This window comes from Streptomyces sp. NPDC058459 (genome assembly GCF_042721685.1).
Classification (GTDB): Bacteria; Actinomycetota; Actinomycetes; order Streptomycetales; family Streptomycetaceae; genus Streptomyces.
On the sequence record NZ_JBHXLV010000039.1, the window covers coordinates 25,556 to 40,403 of the forward strand.

The 14,848-nt window shown below is 73.0% G+C and carries 14 protein-coding genes and 1 pseudogene; 9 read left to right on the top strand and 6 right to left on the bottom strand.

Going from position 1 to position 14,848, the window contains the following annotated elements; all coding sequences use genetic code 11:
• Nucleotides 1-13: 13 nt before the first annotated feature.
• On the bottom strand, nt 14-259 hold the full coding sequence (locus ACFWN1_RS10775) for a DUF5133 domain-containing protein (RefSeq protein WP_384359766.1): 246 nt from the start codon (nt 257-259) through the stop codon (nt 14-16).
• A gap of 168 nt (nt 260-427) precedes the next feature.
• Nucleotides 428-697 (bottom strand): GlsB/YeaQ/YmgE family stress response membrane protein, encoded by a 270-nt coding sequence (locus ACFWN1_RS10780; protein ID WP_355194859.1) that lies wholly within the window; start codon nt 695-697, stop codon nt 428-430.
• 433 nt (nt 698-1,130) lie between these two features.
• Here ACFWN1_RS10780 and ACFWN1_RS10785 point away from each other — a divergent pair, with 433 nt between their 5' ends.
• Together ACFWN1_RS10785 and ACFWN1_RS10790 are read left to right on the top strand one after the other, a co-directional pair.
• A complete protein-coding gene (locus ACFWN1_RS10785) occupies nt 1,131-1,793 on the top strand; it encodes an RNA polymerase sigma factor (protein WP_384359767.1) in 663 nt (220 codons plus the stop codon).
• Entirely contained in the window at nt 1,793-2,878 is a 1,086-nt protein-coding gene (locus tag ACFWN1_RS10790) for a hypothetical protein (protein WP_384359769.1), read from the top strand. Before ACFWN1_RS10785 ends, ACFWN1_RS10790 begins: the two co-directional genes overlap by 1 nt.
• A 98-nt stretch (nt 2,879-2,976) precedes the next feature.
• Here ACFWN1_RS10790 and ACFWN1_RS10795 read toward each other — a convergent pair whose 3' ends face one another.
• Complete coding sequence (locus ACFWN1_RS10795) at nt 2,977-3,762, bottom strand: L,D-transpeptidase family protein (RefSeq protein WP_384359770.1); 786 nt, start codon at nt 3,760-3,762, stop codon at nt 2,977-2,979.
• On the opposite strand from ACFWN1_RS10795, the pseudogene ACFWN1_RS10800 reads away from it, so the two are divergent.
• Both ACFWN1_RS10800 and leuE read left to right on the top strand, forming a co-directional pair.
• A pseudogene (locus ACFWN1_RS10800) lies at nt 3,643-4,047 on the top strand (methylmalonyl-CoA mutase family protein); the annotation flags it as partial. The gene ACFWN1_RS10795 and the pseudogene ACFWN1_RS10800 overlap by 120 nt on opposite strands.
• Before the next feature lie 141 nt (nt 4,048-4,188).
• Nucleotides 4,189-4,839 carry a leucine efflux protein LeuE gene (gene leuE / locus ACFWN1_RS10805; RefSeq protein ID WP_384359794.1) on the top strand — a complete coding sequence of 217 codons (651 nt, stop codon included), beginning with the start codon at nt 4,189-4,191 and terminating at the stop codon, nt 4,837-4,839.
• Between the two features lie 61 nt (nt 4,840-4,900).
• Here the strand turns inward: leuE and ACFWN1_RS10810 are convergent, their stop codons facing one another.
• The 3 genes from ACFWN1_RS10810 to ACFWN1_RS10820 are packed head-to-tail and all read right to left on the bottom strand — an operon-like array spanning nt 4,901 to nt 8,358.
• Complete coding sequence (locus tag ACFWN1_RS10810; protein WP_384359772.1) at nt 4,901-6,007, bottom strand: acyltransferase family protein; 1,107 nt, start codon at nt 6,005-6,007, stop codon at nt 4,901-4,903.
• A 42-nt stretch (nt 6,008-6,049) separates the two neighbouring features.
• On the bottom strand, nt 6,050-7,384 hold the full coding sequence (locus ACFWN1_RS10815; protein ID WP_384359774.1) for an alpha-2,8-polysialyltransferase family protein: 1,335 nt from the start codon (nt 7,382-7,384) through the stop codon (nt 6,050-6,052).
• Nucleotides 7,381-8,358 carry a glycosyltransferase family 2 protein gene (locus ACFWN1_RS10820; protein WP_384359776.1) on the bottom strand — a complete coding sequence of 326 codons (978 nt, stop codon included), beginning with the start codon at nt 8,356-8,358 and terminating at the stop codon, nt 7,381-7,383. Before ACFWN1_RS10820 ends, ACFWN1_RS10815 begins: the two co-directional genes overlap by 4 nt.
• Nucleotides 8,359-8,556: 198 nt before the next feature.
• On the opposite strand from ACFWN1_RS10820, the gene ACFWN1_RS10825 reads away from it, so the two are divergent.
• The 5 genes from ACFWN1_RS10825 (at nt 8,557) to ACFWN1_RS10845 (ending at nt 14,824) form a co-directional block, all read left to right on the top strand.
• Complete coding sequence (locus ACFWN1_RS10825) at nt 8,557-9,870, top strand: DUF6716 putative glycosyltransferase (RefSeq protein ID WP_384359778.1); 1,314 nt, start codon at nt 8,557-8,559, stop codon at nt 9,868-9,870.
• A gap of 32 nt (nt 9,871-9,902) precedes the next feature.
• Entirely contained in the window at nt 9,903-11,153 is a 1,251-nt protein-coding gene (locus ACFWN1_RS10830) for a cytidylyltransferase domain-containing protein (RefSeq protein ID WP_384359780.1), read from the top strand.
• A 13-nt stretch (nt 11,154-11,166) separates the two neighbouring features.
• On the top strand, nt 11,167-12,105 hold the full coding sequence (locus tag ACFWN1_RS10835) for an N-acetylneuraminate synthase family protein (protein WP_384359782.1): 939 nt from the start codon (nt 11,167-11,169) through the stop codon (nt 12,103-12,105).
• Between the two features lie 43 nt (nt 12,106-12,148).
• A complete protein-coding gene (locus ACFWN1_RS10840) occupies nt 12,149-13,240 on the top strand; it encodes a hypothetical protein (RefSeq protein ID WP_384359784.1) in 1,092 nt (363 codons plus the stop codon).
• A 357-nt stretch (nt 13,241-13,597) separates the two neighbouring features.
• Nucleotides 13,598-14,824 (top strand): M20 family metallopeptidase, encoded by a 1,227-nt coding sequence (locus ACFWN1_RS10845; RefSeq protein ID WP_384359786.1) that lies wholly within the window; start codon nt 13,598-13,600, stop codon nt 14,822-14,824.
• Nucleotides 14,825-14,848 lie beyond the last annotated feature (24 nt).

The following is a 14,848-nucleotide window of genomic DNA, read 5'->3' on the forward strand; positions in this document are numbered from 1 at the left end:
TCCTCCAGGGCCCTCAGGCGGCGAGTACCTCGTCGGCCTGGGTGACGCCGTCGCGGCCGGCGCGGTACTGCTCCAGCATCGCGTCGGCGGCGTGCAGGGCGTCCTCGCTGGTGTGGGTGCCGGTCATGACGCACAGCGTGTAGACGGAGTCCTGCAGCATCCGGTCGGTGCGGGGGGTGGGCCGCTGGTCGTGGTCGATACGCGCGGCGGCGAAGCGCGCCAGAACCACGCGCAGACTCTTTTCGGCCGGCAGCAACATGACATTCCTTCCATACGGCGACGGCGTCACGGCGCTACGTGCCGATGACTCTCGTCGATCACATCTCTCACCGACTGCCCCCTCGCGCCGGGCTTACGCACGGCGAACGGCTCCGTCCCCACAAGGTGCGGGGAGGAGCCGTTCGGTGTGCCGCGTTTCCGGGAGTGCTCAGGCGTGTCGCCGGTTGCCCGTGATGACGCGGTAGAGGACCAGCAGGATGACGGAGCCGATGATGGCCGCGATCCAGGTGGAGAGGTCGAAGAAGCCGTCGATGGAGTCGACACCGAAGATGACCTTGCCGAGGAAGCCGCCCAGCAGACCGCCCGCGATGCCGATCAGGATCGTGATGATGACCCCGCCCGGGTCCTTCCCCGGCATGATCGCCTTGGCGATGAATCCGGCGATCAGTCCGATGAGAATCCACGCGATAATGCCCATGACACGGCTCCTTGACGACGTAAGGGTTTTGTTAACACGACGTATGTACGCTCAGACGACTGTCAAACCTCTTGCCGGACAACTTGATGATTCGGTTCTGCAGGCGCCGGGTCGAAGGGCTCCCGAAGCCCGCCCCGGGCCCGGCGTCGCGCCGTCCGTCCCGCACCCCGTACGCGGGCCGCATCGTGCCCCGGCGGAGGGCCGAACGCCAGAGCGACGGCCAGGGCCGCCACCCCCCACAGGAGAGACCCCGGCCGTCGCGTGGTGCGGACCGCGAGCGGTCCGTCATGTTGTTCTGCGTCATGGCCGCGTCATGTGTCACACCCAGGACGTGTCACGAGTCAGTTGCATCTTCCACAGACATGGACGAGCAGCGGTTTCAGGCCGTAACGTGCGTTTCGCGCCGATCGAGGGCGGGCGTAAAGGGAGTGCGGTGCAGGGGGACGACGCGGAGTTGACGGCCGCGGTGCGCGCGGCTCAGGCGGGGGACGAGACCGCGTTCCGTACGGTGTACCGCGCGGTGCATCCACGGCTGCTCGGCTATGTACGCACGCTGGTCGGCGACTTGGACGCCGAGGACGTCACGTCCGAGGCATGGCTGCAGATCGCGCGCGACCTCGGCCGGTTCGACGGTGACGCCGACCGGTTCCGGGGCTGGGCCGCGCGGATAGCCCGCAACCGCGCCCTGGACCACATACGGATGCGCGGCCGCCGCCCCCTGATAGGCGGCGACGAGACCGAACTGACCGGCCGGGCCGCCGAGTCGGACACCGAGGTCGAGGCCATGGAGGCCCTGACCACCGGCGGCACCCTCTCCCTCATCGCCCGGCTCCCGCAGGACCAGGCCGAGGCCGTCGTGCTGCGCGTGGTGGTCGGGCTCGACGCCAAGACCGCCGCCGAGACGCTCGGCAAGCGCGCGGGCGCCGTCCGCACCGCCGCGCACCGGGGTCTGAAACGGCTCGCCGAACTCCTCGGCGCCGACCCGGAGTCGACGGGAGGGCTCGACGCGCTCCCGCCCCAGCGGACACCGCGCGGTCGCACGGTGCCGTCCGCGAGTGTGACGCGTACGCGTACGCGGACGCAGAGGGACATGTGATGGCCGACGAGCACGACAAGTGGCTGGACGGTGAGGCGTCGGAACGTCTGCTGCGTGGTCAGCCGTTGGAAGCCGTCGACGCCGGTGCGCGTGACCGGGTCGGCCGGCTCGCGGGAGTGCTCGCCGCGCTGGCCGCCCAGGGAGCGCCCGCGCTCGGTGAACTGCCGGGAGAGAAGGCCGCGTTGGCCGCGTTCCGGGACGCGCGTGCGGCTGCCGTCCCGACCGGGAGCACGTACGGACGCGCCGACGCGGGCCTCGTCCGCATCGGCGCCCCCGCCCCGCCGGCCCGGCGCTCCCGCTGGGGCCTGCCGCTCCGGCTCGGGCTCGCCGCCGCGCTGGCCGCCGGCACGCTGGGCGGGGTGGCGGTGGCCGCGGGCAGCGGGGTGCTGCCCGGCCCGTTCCGGCACGGCACACCCCGGCCCGGCGCCTCCGTCTCCGCCGCCGCCAGCCCGGTCCGGTCCGGCGACCCGACGTCCCCGGCGCCCTCGCCGGGTACCTCGCGGACCCCGGACACCTCGCGCATCCCAGGGGTCAACCCCGGGGCACCGGCGCCCGGGAACCATGCCGAAGCGGCCGGGCCCACGGACGAGGCCACCACGCGGCCCCCGTCCGGCCGCCCCTCCCGCCGCCCCGGCGCCCGCTGGTGGGCCGCCGCCACCGCCTGCCGCGACCTGCGCGACGGCCAGAAGCCGGAGGCCGGCGACAGACGGGCCCTGGATGGTCTCGCGGGCGGTCCGGACCGGATCGACGTGTACTGCCGGGCCGTACTGGTCGCCGCCGAGGTGAACGGCTCCGGCCGCACCCGCGACCACCGGGGCACGCACCGCGAGGGCGGCGGAGGCCGCAAGCGCGATCAGGAGCAGGGCGGCGGCCGGCCCGGCCGCAGCCATGCCGGCGGCGCCGAAGCCCCCCGCCCCCATACCCACACCCACACCCACCTCCACCTCCACCTTCCCTCAAGCCATCAGATCCCCTCTGACCTGCGACTTTGTCACTTCCGCAAATTTGTTTCGGAAAGGTGTGACGTTTCTGGACGCGGTGGCGCAGTACTGAGTGAGCCGACTGGTCATCGGCCGTCGCACTGAGCCGGGGTTCCCCCCGTACCTCACGGCTCGTGCACCGGCGCGGGCGGGACACGTTCCCCCGGTCCTGCCCGCGCCCTCAGCTCACCGGCGGACGCCGCTCACCGGTACACCACCACCTTGTCGCCGTTGCGCACCTGGGCGAAGAGCGAGGCGACGGCCCCCTCGTCCCGGACGTTCACGCAGCCGTGCGAACCGCCCGCGTAGCCGCGCGCCGCGAAGTCGTAGGAGTAGTGGACCGCCTGGCCGCCGCTGAAGAACATGGCGTACGGCATCGGGGAGTCGTAGAGCGTCGACACGTGGTGCCGTGACTTCCAGTAGATGCTGAACACACCCTCGCGGGTGGGGGTGTACTGCGAGCCGAAGCGGACCGAGACGGTGGTCAGCGTGCGGCCGTCGATCATCCAGCGCAGGGTCCGGCTGGTCTTGCTCACGCACAGCACCCGCCCGGTCAGACAGCGCGGGTCGGGCGCGGCGGCGGGCTGGCCGCCCATCAGATACAGCTCCCACCTGCCCGGCCGGTGCGTCATCGCCCGGAGCCGCTGCCAGGTGACGGGGTCCACGCGGCCGGTACGGGGCAGCCCGCGCTTGGCCTGGAACCCGCTGACCGCCCGCTCGGTGAGGTCGTCGTACTCCCCGGTCGGCCCGTCGTACAGCCACTGGACCTGACGCAGCCGGGCCTGCAGCTCCCGCACCCCCGTCCCGCTGTCCCCGCGCGCGAACAAGAACCGGGTGGTGGTGTGCGGCCGGGCGGACGGCGTGTCGAAGTGGACCGGGTACCGCGGCTTCCCGTCGGCCCCCTCCGGCGGCGGTTTGCACCCCCCGAGCGCCACGGCGAGGGCGGCGGCCGAGGCGAACAGGGCGACGGTGCTCCCCGGAATCCTCATGCCCGGGATGCTTCCCCCGCGCGCCCGCCGCCGAACAACGAGGCATCGAGGCATCGAGGCATCGAGGAAGGCGACCGACCCCGCCGGATTCCGGAGGCAGCCACGGCGCGGGAACCGGAGTCGGGCACACCCGTCCGGCCGGTCTACGGCCCTCACGCGCTGCCCGGCCGGGACCCCGCCACCGAGCTGGGCGAACCGGGCGCGTACCCCTGCACCCGTGGCGTGTACCCGAGCAGGTACACCGGCCGTCCCTGGACCATGCGGCAGAACGCCGGGTTCGGCACCGCCGCCGAGGGCGCCGCCAACGCCCCCCCGCGCCCAGGCCACCCCGGGCGAGATCCGCGTCATGCTGCGGTCGGTGTGGGGGGTGTATCAGCTACCGGACGCCCGCTGAGCCACCGGTGCCGGCGTGCGACACTCGCTCTCATGTTCGGCGTCATTGATCTGCCCGCCTACCTGGCCGGGCTGCTGCTCATCATTCTGCTTCCGGGTCCCAACTCGCTGTACGTGCTGTCGGTGGCGGCGCGGAAGGGGGTCAGGCCCGGGTATACGGCGGCCGCCGGGGTGTGGTGCGGGGACGCCGTGCTGATGACCCTGTCGGCGGCCGGAGTGGCCTCGCTGCTCCAGGCGAACGCCGTGCTGTTCGGGATCGTGAAGTACGCCGGTGCCGGTTATCTCACCTGGCTGGCGATCGGGATGCTGCGGGCCGCCCGGCAGCTGTGGCGGACCCGGCGCGAGGCGGTCGTGGCGGAGGCCGTCGAGGAGGGGCCGGCGGCCGAGCGGCCGTTCCGGCGGGCGTTCGTGGTCAGCCTGTTCAACCCCAAGGCGATCCTGTTCTTCGTGGCCTTCTTCGTCCAGTTCGTGGACCCGGCCTACGCCTACCCCGCGCTGTCCTTCGTCGTACTCGGCGCCTTCGCCCAGATCGCCAGCTTCCTCTACCTCACCGCCCTGATCTTCAGCGGCTCCCGGCTGGCCGCCGCGTTCCGCCGCCGCAGGCGCCTCTCGGCGACGGCCACCTCGGCGGCCGGGGTGCTGTTCCTGGGGTTCGCGGTGAAGCTGTCGCTGGCGGCGGGTTAGGTCAGTACGGGCTGAAGCTGATCGCGGCCGGGGTCGAGGCCGCGTACGGCGTCCGCTGACGTCAGCTCTTGAGCGCCCGGCGCAGCCGGGGGCCGAACGGCTGCTCCACGAACCGGTGCAGCAGCCACGCCAGCACCAGCATCCCCGTCACCGTCAGCCCCAGCGTCGGCCAGGGCGCGAGCCCGAGACCCCTGTGCAGCACCCGTACCGCGAACCAGCCCAGGTGCTCGTGCACCAGGTAGAACGGGTACGTCAGCGCGCCCGCCGTCACCAGCCAGGGCCAGGACGCCCAGCGGGTCCAGCCGAGGGCGACGGCCGCCACCGAGGCGAAGGCCAGCGTGACCACGGCGACGATCACCACCGGATACCGGGTGAAGTCGCCGTGCGCCCCCGGATGCCACAGCCCGCGCACCGCCGCGCTCTGCCCGAGCAGCCAGGACATCGCCACCAGGCCCCACAGCAGCGGGCTGCTGCCGAAGCGGTGGACCAGGTACAGGGCGAGTCCGCCGACGAAGAACGGGGCGTACTGCGGCATGACCAGCGCGTCGGTGAGGGCGTTCCCGGCGGTGGTGGAGATCGCGGCGGCCAGCGTCCAGACGCTGGCGAACAGCACCACCCGCCGGTAGGTCGCCCCGCGCCATACCACGAACAGGGCGAACAGCGCGTAGAACCGGACCTCGGCCCAGAGCGTCCAGCACACGCCCAGCACCCGGGAGGCGCCCATCGGCTGCTGGAGCATGGTCAGGTTGACCAGGAACTCGTCCGCCCGTACGGGGTGCACCACCACCGGCAGTACGAAGGCCGCCCCGGTGACCAGCACCAGCGCCACCCAGTACGCGGGGTACAGCCGGGCCACACGGGAGCGGAAGAAGTCCCCGAGCGTGCGGCCCCAGCCGCTCATGCAGATGACGAAACCGCTGATCACGAAGAAGAACTGCACGCCCAGACAGCCGTAGGGGGCGATCTGGGAGAGCCGGGGGAAGACCTCGGAGGGGCTCTGGTGCCAGGACTCCGAGATCGTGCCGCCGCGCCCGGCGTAGTGGTACAGGCACACCATCAGCGCGGCCACGAGCCGGAGCCCGTCCAGGGCGAGGAGCCGGTTCCGCGCCCCGGTGGCGACCGGCTGGGAGAGGCCGGCGGGCGGGGCCAGCGGCGAGATGGCGGTCATCTGTGGAGTCCTTGGCATCGAATCGGTCGGTAGGAGGGCGGTTCAGCCGCGGGCGGTCCGGCGCAGCCCGCGCGCCCGGCGCGCGACCCGGCGGACGGTCGCGTTGCGCGGGATGAACGCCAGCTGCGCGGGCACCCCGCCGGGCAGTCCCAGCACGGTCAGCCGCCGGCGCTTGAAGTAGCGCAGGGTGCCCGGGTCCAGGTGCCGGGTGAGGAAGTCCTCGACCTCGGCCCGCAGCCGGGGCAGGATCTTCGGCTGCATGGCGAAGCCCACCGCCCTTATCAGCTCGCCCAGTTCGGCGACCGCCATCCCGCGCCGCCCCTCGGTGACGGCCGCCCGGTCGCCCAGCTCGGGCAGCAGCGCGTCGACCACGGTGACCGGGACCCGGTTGCTGTTCTCGTACGGGGCGAGCCGCTCCAGCAGGGTGCCGGTGCCGACCCGCGCCACGGGCAGGCCGTACAGCGTGGCGGCGGTCAGCAGGGCGGTGGAGAAGCAGCCGACGACCAGCGCCGGGCGCGTCCGCTGGTACAGCACCTCGGCCAGCACCGGGGTGTCCAGCACGGTGAGGTCCGCCCCGAGCCGCTCCGCCTCCTCCTCCAGGGTGCGGGCGTAGCGGGCCGGTGCGGTGGGGTGCGGCTTGAACACCACGCGGGTGTGGCCCAGTCCGACCGCGCCGCGCAGCATCCGGACGTGCAGCGCCTCCTCCTCGTCCGGGGTGAGGATGTCCAGCGCCGACAGGTACTGGCCGAGCAGTAGCGCGGGTTCCTCGATCGCGGGCAACTCGTCCCCGGTGTCGGCCAGTTCCGCCAGCACCTTGGTGAAGGCGGCGGACGGTACCACCTCGGCCGGGACCCCGAACTCGGTGAGCAGCAGCGGCTGGAGGCCCGGCACCAGGTCCAGGTGGAGCAGCCGGTCCACGCGGGTGCCGACCAGCGGGTCGATCTTGTTGCGGGTGGGGCCGTAGCTCATCAGACCGTCCGCGTAGACCGTGACCGGGGCGCCGATGAAGATCTGCGTGAGCGCCAGCGACGGGTTGACCTGGATCGACTCGACCGCCAACTCGACCCGCTCGTCCCCCAGTTCCCATTCGTGGCGGAAGTACCGCTGCCACAGCGGCATGTCGTCCGCGCGAGGCAGCCAGCCGCCGGGGTGGAAGGGGTGGATCGTCTCGTTGTACGACAGCACGTCGTCGAAGCGGTCGCGCAGCGAGGCGAAGCCGGGCATCTCGTCCAGCGGGGGTGTGGTCTCCGGGGTCGCCGCGTTGTTGCAGACGAGCAGGACGCGCCGGTCGGCGGGGGCGAAGCAGCCGGAGTCCAGGGCGGCGGCCAGGGTGGCCACGCCGTACAGCGTGGACGCCTGGAAGATCTGGGTGGTCACGCGGCGGCCCCGGCGGGGGAGGGGCGGCGGCGGAGCCGGCGCAGGCGGGTGGCGCGGGCCAGGTCCATGGAGTCCAGCGCCTCGTTCAGCACGTCCTGCGGCATGCGCCGCAGGGCGGCCGCGCTCAGGGATTTCAGTTTTCTCGCCACCTGCGGCTCGAACCTTTCGATGCTTCCCAGATGGTGGGAAATGATCGCGCAATAGGTGCGCACGGCTTTCGGCAGCAGGGAATCGGCGTCCCTGTCGGCGGCCGTTTCGGCTATGACCTGGTCGAACGCGCGGAGGAAGTCGAGCTGCCGGACATCTCCGATCTGGGTCAGCGAGGAGGCGACCCCGCGCCGGTAGAACACCCCGAGCAGCCCCACCACGGCGAACGACTCCGCCTCCCGGTGCAGCCGCCAGATCCACGGCCGGTCCTCCGCCGTGCGCAGCCCGTCCGTGAAGTGCAGCAGCCCCCGCTCCGCCAGCCGCCGGTGGTAGATCCCGGCCCAGGCGTACGCGTAGTCCACCGAGGTCGACCGGTCGGCGGGCAGGATCGCCGCCCTCGGGTCCAGGACGACCCCGCGCCGGCCGTGCGGCACCCGGTGCACGGACCGGGCGCGCGCGGTGCACTGGACATGGTCGGTCCGCAGGAAGTCGCAGCCCAACTCTTCGATGTGCCCCACCAGTTGGTCGTAGTAACCGGGTGCGAGCCAGTCGTCGCCGTCGAGGAACGTCAGGTACTCGCCGCGCGCCCGGTCGATACCGGTGTTGCGGGCGGTCGCCAGCCCGCCGTTGCGCTCGTGCCGGACGACGACGGCGCCCGGCAGTTCGCGCTCGGCGCGCTCCAGGATGCCCGGCGTCCCGTCGCGGGAACAGTCGTCCACGAGAATGAACTCGTAATCGTCCCGCGCGTTCGCACGAAGACTCCTCAATGTGTCCGGCGCGTATTGCTGCACGTTGTAGAACGGCACGATGACCGAGAGCTTGACCACGCCGAGGACGTTAGGGCGGGGCCCGGCATTCGGGTCGACGCTCGTCTGGATACCGGGTGAACGAAGCGTGGCGAAGCAGTGAACCAGGTTTTCCCGGAGGCCGATCCGGGCCCGGATCCCCATTCGTCGATGTGCTGTTAACCCTTTGTTGAGGCCGGGTTGGGCCGGGGCTACGAATCGCTTCCTAGCGTCTTCGGCGTGCCAGCCAGTGCAACGAAGTCCCCGCGGATCGCCGTCCTCGCCGATTCCGACACCCGGTGGAAGTGGGGCGCGCTCACCGCGCGCCGTATCGCTCCCGCCGCCGCCGGAATCCGCCTCGACGGCTACCTCCTGCGAGGCCGGGCCACCCCGACACCCCGCCAGCTCGCGGAGACCGGCGTCACCGCCGACTCGCTCCGCGAGGTCACCGGCGCGGAGTTCCTGCGCGCCATGACGGCGGAGTCGTACGACATCCTCGTCCTCGCGCTGGTCGGCGGCGGGGTGCAGGCCATGCTGCACGGACTGAGGAACGCCTGGGGCGGCGGCCCGCGCCCGGTGGTCGTCACCGGGTACGTAGGAGTCGTCTACGAGAAGCTCGCCGACGGCCTGCTGCTGCGGCACGGCGCCGACCTCGTCCTCGCCAACTCGGCCCAGGACGCGGACCGGTTCCGGGCCGTGTACGAGGGAGTCGGCGCCGACGCCGGCGCGGTCACCGAGGTCGCGCTGCCGTTCCTCGGCGGAGAGGCGTACACGGGTGAACGGGCCCCGTTCACGGTGACGTTCGCCGCGCAGCCCTCCGTACCGGAGAACCGGACCGACCGTACCTACCTGCTGGAGCGGCTCATCGGGCACGCCCGGCGGCACCCCGAGCGCGAGGTGCTGCTCAAGCTGCGTTCCAAGCCCGGCGAGCACACCACGCACATCGAGGAGCTGCCGTACCAGAAGCTGGTCCGGGGGCGGGCGCTGCCGGCCAATCTCCGTCTGGTGTACGGGCACATGGGGGAGGTGCTGGACCGGACCGACCTGCTGGTCACCGTCAGCTCCACCGCCGCCCTGGAGTCCCTGCACCGGAGCATCCCCACGGCCGTGCTGACCGACCTGGGCGTCCGCGAGGCGCTGGGCAACCACCACTTCCTGGGCTCCGGCTGCCTCACCTCCTGGGACCGGCTGGACGCCGGGCACCGCCCGGAGCCCGACCCGGTGTGGCTCGCCCGGCAGGGGGTCGCCGCGGGGGACGGGTCGTACGCCGGCGCCTTCGACGCCGCCCGCGCCCGTATCGGCGCCCTGCTGGAGCGGTCCGGCGCGCTGCCGCGCCTCGACCCCTACTACACGCCCGAGACCGCGCCCGGCTATCTGCCCGGCATCCTCGCCCGCCACCACCTCGGCCCCGACGGCGCCCCGCTGCCCGGCAGCCCCGCCACCCGCGCGGAGGCCGGACCCGTCCGGCAGATCGTGCGCCGCGCGGCCCGGGGCGCCTACCGGCACGGCGTCCAGCGGGTCGCCCCCGTGATCCGGCGGATGGGCGAGCTGTGACCAACCCCACCCCACCCCGAGGAGCAGAACCCATGACCCACACGCCCGCCGATCCGGACGGCCCGCCGCGCCGGGTACTCGCCGTGATCCCGGCGCGCGGCGGCTCCAAGGGGGTGCCCGCCAAGAACCTGGCGCCCGTGGGCGGTGTCCCGCTGGTGGCCCGCGCGGTGCGTGCCTGCCTGGGCGCCCCGGCCGTCACCGACGTCGTGGTCTCCACCGACGACGCTGCCGTCGCGGCCGCCGCCCGCGCGGCCGGCGCCGAGATCGTCACCCGGCCCGCCGCCATCGCCGGCGACACCGCCACCTCCGAGGCCGCCGTCCTGCACGCCCTGGACGCCTTCGAGGAGCGGACCGGGTCGGCCGTCGACGTGGTGCTGCTCGTGCAGTGCACCAGCCCCTTCCTGCTCGCCGACGACATCGGCAGGGTCGCCGGGGCGGTCGCCCGTGACGGCGCCGACACCGCCGTCACCGTGGCGCCCTTCCACGGCTTCGTCTGGCGCGACGACGCCCCCGGGACGCCCGGCGGCTACGGCGTCAACCACGACAAGGCCGTACGCCCCCGCCGCCAGGACCGCCCCCAGGACCTGCTGGAGACCGGCGCCGCCTACGCGATGGACGTCAGCGGCTTCCGCGCCCACGGCCACCGCTTCTTCGGCCGCACCGAGCTGGTCCGCACCGACCCGGCCCGGGTGCTGGAGATCGACGACCCGCACGAGCTGGCCCGCGCCCGCGCCCTGGCCCCGCTGCTGGACACCGTCCCGGCGGGCGCCCTGCCCACCCTCGACGACGTCGACGCCGTGGTCCTCGACTTCGACGGCACCCAGACCGACGACCGGGTGCTGATCGACACCGACGGACGGGAGATCGTCGCCGTGCACCGGGGCGACGGGCTCGGCATCGCCGCGCTGCGCCGCGCCGGGCTGCCCACGCTGATCCTGTCCACCGAGCAGAACCCCGTCGTCGCCGCCCGCGCCCGCAAGCTCCGGCTGCCGGTGCTGCACGGCATCGACCGCAAGGACCTCGCCCTCAAGCAGTGGTGCGAGGAACAGGGCATCGCCCCCGAGCGGGTGCTCTACGCGGGCAACGACGTCAACGACCTGCCCTGCCTCGCCCTCGTCGGCTGGCCCGTCGCGGTCGCCGACGCCCATGACGCCGTACGCGGCGCCGCCCGCGCCGTCACCACCGTCCCCGGCGGACACGGCGCGATCCGCGAGATCGCGGGCTGGCTCCTCGGCCCCTCCCTCGACTCCCCCGACACCCTCCCCATCTCCACCGGCAAGTAAGGAACACCCTGACATGAGCACCGACTCCCGCATCCGCAAGTTCGGTTCCCGCGAGGCCGGCCCCGGCCGCCCGGTCTACGTCACCGGCGAGATCGGCATCAACCACAACGGTGAGCTGGACAACGCCTTCAAGCTGATCGACGCCGCCGCCGAGGCCGGCTGCGACGCCGTGAAGTTCCAGAAGCGCACCCCCGAGATCTGCACCCCGCGCGACCAGTGGGACATCGAGCGCGACACCCCCTGGGGCCGGATGACCTACATCGACTACCGCCACCGCGTGGAGTTCGGCGAGGACGAGTACCGCCAGATCGACGAGTACTGCAAGGAGAAGGGGATCGACTGGTTCGCCTCCCCGTGGGACACCGAGGCCGTCGCCTTCCTGGAGAAGTTCGACGTGCCCGCCCACAAGGTGGCCTCCGCCTCCCTCACCGACGACGAGCTGCTGCGCGCCCTGCGCGCCACCGGCCGCACGGTGATCCTCTCCACCGGCATGTCCACCCCGAAGCAGATCCGGCACGCGGTCGAGGTGCTCGGCAGCGACAACATCCTGATGTGCCACGCCACCTCCACCTACCCGGCGCAGGCCGAGGAGCTGAACCTCCGCGTCATCAACACGCTGGAGAAGGAGTACCCGAACGTCCCGATCGGCTACTCCGGCCACGAGACCGGCCTGCAGACCACGCTGGCCGCCGTCGCCATCGGCGCCGTCTTCGTCGAGCGCCACATCACCCTCGACCGCGCCATGTGGGGCTCCGACCAGGCCGCCTCCGTCGAGCCGCAGGGCCTGATCCGCCTGGTCCGTGACATCCGCGCCATCGAGGCGTCCCTCGGCGACGGCGTCAAGAAGGTCTACGACTCCGAGCTGGGCCCGATGAAGAAGCTGCGCCGGGTCTCCGGTGTGGTCGCCGAGGCGGAGATCGCCGCCGCCGCCGGCGAACCGCTCACGGTCTGATCCCACTCGCCCGACTGCTCTACGACAGGACGGTCGCACCCCCATGAGCCCCCGCGCCGGACACCCCGGCCCCCCTGCCCGCACGCTCGCCTTCGTGGAGAGCCCGGTGCAGCTGCTGAACGTACTGGAGTGGGCCCACGCGGGCGGGGTGCCCGCGCGCGAGGGGGCCGGGGCGGAGCTGACGCTCGTCGTGCTGGCCCCCACCGACCCCATGACCCGGGGCCAGCTGCGCCGCATGGCCGACCTCGCCCGGGACGAGGGGTACGAGGTGCGCTGGGAGGAGGCGCGGGGCGGGGCCGGTGCCCCGTTCCACACCGTCGGGTCGCTGGCCGGGGCGCTCCGGCGGGCCGGCCGGATCGTCATGGGCGACCCCTTCTCCCGCTACGTACAGCTCCTGCTCACCATCACCCGGGCGCCCGAGCTGGTCGTGGTGGACGACGGCACCGCCACCATGGAGTTCGTCGCCCAGCTCGCCCGGGGCGAGCGCCTGGTGCGCTGGCACCGCAGGGGCGGCCGGCCCGGCCCCCGCGACCTGCTCTTCGCCCCGGTGGCCGCCACCGCCCGGCGCCGTCTCACCCCGCGCGGTGGCCGGCGGGTGGAGGTCTTCTCCGCGATGCCGGTGACCGAGACCCCGGACGGCGTCACGGTCACCGCCAACGAGTTCGCCTGGACCCGCGCCCGCTTCGGCCCGCCCCGCGTCACCAGGAGCGCGGACCTGGTGGGCACCTCCCTGGTGGAGACCGGCGTGGTCGACGCGGACCGCTACCTCGCCGCCGTACAGGCGCTGGCCAAGGCCCACGGCGCCACCCGCTACTTCGCGCACCGCCGCGAGAGCACCCCGAAGCTGCACCGGCTGGCCGTCGAGACCGGCCTGGAGATCGTCCGCCCCGACCTGCCCCTGGAGCTGATCGCCCGCCGGGGCCCGATCGGCGGCACCGTGCTGAGTTTCCCCTCCACGGTCGTCCACACCCTCCCCCTCGCCCTGAAGGGCACCGGTGTGCGGGTCGCGGTCTGCGACATAGACCCCGCCTGGCTCACCGCCCACGCCTCACCCCGCGCCCAGGGATTCCTGTCCGGCGTGACGGGCACGGCCCGCGACACCCACCGGCTGACGACGGTGATACCGGGGACCTGAGGCCCGGTTGCTCCGTGAGGGTCAGCCCTTCCGCGCCGGTACGAACCCCCGTGCCCGAGCCTCCTCGCCCCGCGGCTCGCGGACGCGTGGGTGGTACGCAGGTAGTCCGAGGTGCTGTCGGTCACGCCCCCGCACCCTACCGGCGCCGCTCGGCCGCACGGGTCCGGTCCCTGGACAAACCGAGCGCCGGGGCGGCGGGCATGGTATCCGTGGAGGGAGAAGGAAAGGTCTTACCCACCCCCGTCCGCCGCCAAGCGTCCGCCGGTCAGATTTTCTTCCCTCCACGGGCTGAAGTTTTGTTGATCGAGGGTCAGTCGACCGTCCGGGCGTCCTACCCTTCAGAGGGTGAACCGATCGATGACCCGAGAGACCGTGGCCGACCTCCCCGGTGCTGTGCTCCCCGGCGCGCTCAGCGAGTCACTGCACGCCGAACTCGTGGCGTTCCGCCGTGACCTGCACATGCACCCTGAGCTGGGCAACCAGGAGTTCCGCACCACCGCCGCCATCAAGGAGCGGCTCGAGCGGGCCGGGCTGAAGCCCCGTGTCCTGGTCACCGGAACCGGGCTCATCTGCGACATCGGGCACACCGAGGGTGAGCGCTCCGACGTGTCGCTGCTGGCCCTGCGCGCCGACATCGACGCGCTGCCCATCCCGGACACCAAGGACTGCGCGTACCGGTCCACCGTGCCCGACCGCGCCCACGCCTGCGGCCACGACGTGCACACCACCGTCGTGCTCGGCGCCGGCCTGGTCCTGGCCGACCTGCACGCCAAGGGCCTGCTGCCCCGCCCGGTGCGGCTGATCTTCCAGCCCGCCGAGGAGCAGCTGCCCGGCGGTGCCCTGACCGCCATCGCCGACGGCGCGCTGGAGGGCGTCGGCCGCATCCTCGCCCTGCACTGCGACCCCAAGGTCGAGTGCGGCCGGATCGGGCTGCGGCACGGCCCCATCACCAGCGCCTGCGACCGGCTCGACGTCGCCCTGGACGGCCCCGGCGGCCACACCGCCCGCCCGCACCTGACCACCGACCTGGTCACCGCCGCCGCCCGCGTCGCCACCGACGTGCCCGCGCTGATCGCCCGCCGCGTCGACACCCGCAGCGGACTGGCCCTGACCTGGGGCCGTATCGAGTCGGGCCACGCCCCCAACGTCATCCCGCAGCACGCCGAGCTCTCCGGCACCGTCCGCTGCCTGGACCTGGACGCCTGGCGGGACGCGCCCGACATCGTGCACGCCGCCATCGACGAGGTCGCCACCCTGCACGGCGCCAAGTCGGAGATCACCTATGTGCGCGGCGTGCCGCCGGTCGTCAACGACCGCGACACCGCCGAACTCCTGCGCCGCGCGATGGTCACGCGCTGCGGTCTCGACTCGGTGGAGTCCACCGAGCAGAGCCTCGGCGGCGAGGACTTCTCCTGGTACCTGGAGCACGTCCCCGGCGCCATGGCCCGCCTCGGCGTCCGCCGCCCCGGCGAGCGGACCGTACGCGATCTGCACCAGGGCGACTTCGACGCCGACGAGAACGCGATCACGGTGGGCGTCGAGCTGTTCACGGCGGCGGCGCTGATGGCGTCGCCCGACGTGTGACCTACCCCCGGGACAGTGTCCGGA

What these genes read in the sequence shown, in the direction of transcription:
- leuE (WP_384359794.1), top strand. Translation starts at nt 4,189, where the DNA reads ATGTTCGGCGTCATTGATCTGCCCGCCTACCTGGCCGGGCTGCTGCTC.
- ACFWN1_RS10835 (WP_384359782.1), top strand. Translation starts at nt 11,167, where the DNA reads ATGAGCACCGACTCCCGCATCCGCAAGTTCGGTTCCCGCGAGGCCGGC.
- ACFWN1_RS10830 (WP_384359780.1), top strand. Translation starts at nt 9,903, where the DNA reads ATGACCCACACGCCCGCCGATCCGGACGGCCCGCCGCGCCGGGTACTC.
- ACFWN1_RS10845 (WP_384359786.1), top strand. Translation starts at nt 13,598, where the DNA reads ATGACCCGAGAGACCGTGGCCGACCTCCCCGGTGCTGTGCTCCCCGGC.
- ACFWN1_RS10790 (WP_384359769.1), top strand. Translation starts at nt 1,793, where the DNA reads ATGGCCGACGAGCACGACAAGTGGCTGGACGGTGAGGCGTCGGAACGT.
- ACFWN1_RS10780 (WP_355194859.1), bottom strand. Translation starts at nt 697, where the DNA reads ATGGGCATTATCGCGTGGATTCTCATCGGACTGATCGCCGGATTCATC.
- ACFWN1_RS10840 (WP_384359784.1), top strand. Translation starts at nt 12,149, where the DNA reads ATGAGCCCCCGCGCCGGACACCCCGGCCCCCCTGCCCGCACGCTCGCC.
- ACFWN1_RS10795 (WP_384359770.1), bottom strand. Translation starts at nt 3,762, where the DNA reads ATGAGGATTCCGGGGAGCACCGTCGCCCTGTTCGCCTCGGCCGCCGCC.
- ACFWN1_RS10810 (WP_384359772.1), bottom strand. Translation starts at nt 6,007, where the DNA reads ATGACCGCCATCTCGCCGCTGGCCCCGCCCGCCGGCCTCTCCCAGCCG.
- ACFWN1_RS10775 (WP_384359766.1), bottom strand. Translation starts at nt 259, where the DNA reads ATGTTGCTGCCGGCCGAAAAGAGTCTGCGCGTGGTTCTGGCGCGCTTC.